Consider the following 3,218-nt stretch of genomic DNA (forward strand, 5'->3'; position numbering starts at 1 on the left):
GCGCACGGCTTCGTGCCGGCGTCGGTCCACTCGTGCGCCATGTTCGGGCCGCAGGTCGGGTCGTTGCCGACGACGACGATGGCCACGTCCGCGTCGCGCGCCGCCTTCACGGCCGCGTCGTTCGCATTGTCGGCGGCATAGTTCACCTTCACGCCCGGTCCCACGGCCGCCTTGATGCCGGCCAGCGCCGTCACCGTGTACGGCGCGGTTCCGCCATACCAGTCCCAGTGCACGCTGTCCGCATGCGGTCCGATCACGGCGATCCGCTTGATGCGCGACTTCGCGAGCGGCAGCGCGCGGCCGTCGTTCTTCATCAGGACGATGGATTCCAGCGCCATCTTCAACGACACGGCCTTGTGCGCCGCGCTGTCCCACGGCGCCGGGCCGTCCTTGATCGCGGCATACGGATTGCCGGCCGGCGGGTCGATCAGGCCCAGCTTGATCGTCGTGCGGAACTTGCGCGCGAGCGCCTCATCGAGATCGGCCACCGTGATGGCCCCCTCCTTCAGCGCCGCGCGCAGCTCGTCCTGGTATTTGTCGAGGTACTGGTTGATGCCGGCTTTCAGGCCCGCGACAGCCGCCGCCTTCTGGTCCGGATACCGTTTATACAGTTTCACCAGGTTGCCGATGGCGCCGCCGTCGCTCGAAATCACGTCCGCGTTCCACTTCCCGATCACGAGGCTGCGCAGCACGGGGTGCACGCCCATCGGCGTGCCGTTCCACGCGTTGTACGACGCCATCAGGGCGCGCGCGCCGCCGTCCTCGAACGCCATGCGGAACGGCGCCGCATAGTATTCGTGGAACAGGCGGTCGTCGAAATCGGACGTCGAGTTGCCGCGCCCGTTCTCGTTGCTGTTGGCGAGGAAGTGCTTGAGGAGTGCCGCGCCGCGCCAGTATTTTGGATCGTCGCCCTGGATGCCGCGCGTGAACGCGGTCGCCATCGTCCCGACGAGGAACGCGTCCTCGCCGTAGACTTCCTCGCTGCGGCCCCAGCGCGGGTCGCGCGCGAGGTCGGCCTGCGGGCCCCATTGCATCAGCATCGGGTGCTTGTACTGCGCGCTCTGCGTGATGTAGCGGGCTTCCGTCGACTGCACGGCGCCGGCCTGGCGCACGAGCTCCGGGTCCCAGCTCGCGCCCATGCCCGGCGGCTGCGGGAATTGCGTCGTCGGGATCGGCTGGCGCTGGCGCTTCGATTCGCCCCGCTGCACGAGGCCGTGGATGCCTTCCGTGCTGCCGAAGCTGGGAATGCCGAGGCGCGCGACGCCGGAATCGGTCGACAGCGCGGCGATCTTTTCGTCGGGCGTCATCAGCGCCAGGATGTTGGCGATGCGTTGTTGCGGGGCCAGGTTCGGATCCTGGAACGGGTACGGCGCCGCGTGGGCGGTGCCGGCGCACAGCGCGGCGGCGAGGGCCACGGCGCGGAGGATGTTCGTCTGCATGCTGTCTCCTTGTGTAAACGTTTTTTGTTAGCGCGAACATCCAAATCATACCCCGGAATGAAACCGTTTTCACAACACTCGGCCACAAGTTCCTGTCCGGCGCCAAAAGTTCCTTGCACACCGTAAAGACATCAGTACAATCAGTGTGCATACAAACAGGAGACAGCATGACTTATGAACGCATCGTGGTCCTCGGCGGCGGCACGGCCGGCTGGATGGCCGCGACGGCCCTCGCGACGGGCCTGAAGGGCACGACGGTGGAACTGGTGGAATCGGAGGACATCGGCACGGTCGGCGTCGGCGAGGCGACGTTCCCGTCGATCCGCAACTACCACCAGATCCTCGGCATTCCCGAAGCGGACTTCCTGCGCGCGACGAACGGCACGTACAAGCTGGGCATCCGGTTCCGCGACTGGCGCGTCAAGGGCGAGGACTATTACCACACGTTCGGCGACTTCGGCATGCTGAACGGCCCCGAGTCGCTGTGGGGCCAGTACCGCCGGCACCCGCGCGCCAACCTGCCCGCGTTCGGCGAGCAATGCCTGCCGACCGTGATGGCGATGAACGACCGCTTCTGCGCGCCCGGCAAGGACGCCGCGAATTTCAACTACGCCTACCACTTCGACGCGAACCTGTATGCCCGCTTCCTGCGCGACATCGCCCTGAAGCGCGGCGTGCGCCGCACCGAGGGCAAGGTCGTCGACGTGGCGCGCCGGCCGGACGGCGGCATCGCGTCGCTGAAGCTGGACGACGACCGCGTCGTCAAGGGCGATCTGTTCATCGACTGTTCCGGATTCGCCTCGCTGCTGCTGGGCCGCACGCTGGGCGAACCGTTCGTCGACTTCTCGCACTGGCTGCCCGTGGACCGGGCCTGGGCCGTGCCGTCCGCCAGCGTGGGCGACAACCTGACGCCGTACACGCGCGCGACGGCGCTGGACGCAGGCTGGGCGTGGCGCATTCCCCTGCAGGACCGCACGGGCAACGGCCACGTGTTCTCGTCCCGCTTCATCGACGAAGAAAAGGCCCGCGACCAGCTGCTGCAGCAGCTCGACGGCGAGGCACTGGCGGAGCCGCGCCTGCTGCGCTTCACGACGGGGCACCGCGCCAGATTCTGGTCGCACAACGTCGTCGGCATCGGCCTCGCGACGGGCTTCCTGGAACCGCTCGAATCGACCAGCATCTACCTCGTGCAGGTGGGCGTCGGCCGTTTGATGACCCTCCTGCAGCGGGGCAGCCCCGTCGCGCCGGACCTCGTCGACGCGTACAACACGGGCCTCACGCGCCAGTTCGAACGCATCCGCGACTTCATCCTGATGCACTACTGCCTGACCGCGCGCCGCGACACGCCGTTCTGGCAAGCCATGGCGGCCACGGAGCTGCCGGAGACGCTGGCCTACAAGCTGCACGCATGGCGCGAAACGGGCGTGCTGCACCAGTACGACGAGGAAGGCTTCGACGGCCACAGCTGGCTCGCGATCCACGCGGGCATGCAGAACTGGCCGGCGCGCAGCGATCCGACCCTGAAGCTGATTCCGGAGGAACAGTCGCTCGAATGGGTGCGCGAGCGCGCGACCCAGCTCGCGGCGGCTGTCGCGACGGTGCCGGCGCATCACGAGTACCTGGCCAAGGTGCTGGGTCGCTAACGGTCCGCGCCCAAGCGTTCCAACCACGCGCACAGCATGTCCGCCAGTGCATCCGCATAGGCCGCGATCTCGCCGGGCGCGCGCGGCCGCTCCGAAAACTGCTTGCCGACCGCGGACAGCGTATCGGTGAGCAGAT

3 protein-coding genes are annotated in these 3,218 nt (G+C 67.7%); 1 reads left to right on the top strand and 2 read right to left on the bottom strand.

Annotation, left to right across the window (positions count from 1 at the left end):
- A partial coding sequence (locus tag ACEN88_RS27685; protein WP_413344807.1) for a glycoside hydrolase family 3 protein occupies nucleotides 1-1,439 on the bottom strand: 1,439 nt, incomplete at its 3' end.
- A gap of 167 nt (nucleotides 1,440-1,606) precedes the next feature.
- Here ACEN88_RS27685 and ACEN88_RS27690 point away from each other — a divergent pair.
- A complete protein-coding gene (locus tag ACEN88_RS27690; RefSeq protein WP_413344809.1) occupies nucleotides 1,607-3,082 on the top strand; it encodes a tryptophan halogenase family protein in 1,476 nt (491 codons plus the stop codon).
- Here the strand turns inward: ACEN88_RS27690 and ACEN88_RS27695 are convergent.
- Nucleotides 3,079-3,216, bottom strand: coding sequence for a hypothetical protein (locus ACEN88_RS27695; RefSeq protein WP_413344810.1), 138 nt, complete (start codon nucleotides 3,214-3,216; stop codon nucleotides 3,079-3,081). The genes ACEN88_RS27690 and ACEN88_RS27695 overlap by 4 nt on opposite strands.
- Nucleotides 3,217-3,218: the final 2 nt, after the last annotated feature.

Origin of the sequence: Massilia sp. CT11-108 (assembly GCF_047302915.1) — a bacterium.
Classification (GTDB): domain Bacteria; phylum Pseudomonadota; class Gammaproteobacteria; order Burkholderiales; family Burkholderiaceae_D; genus Telluria; species Telluria orientalis.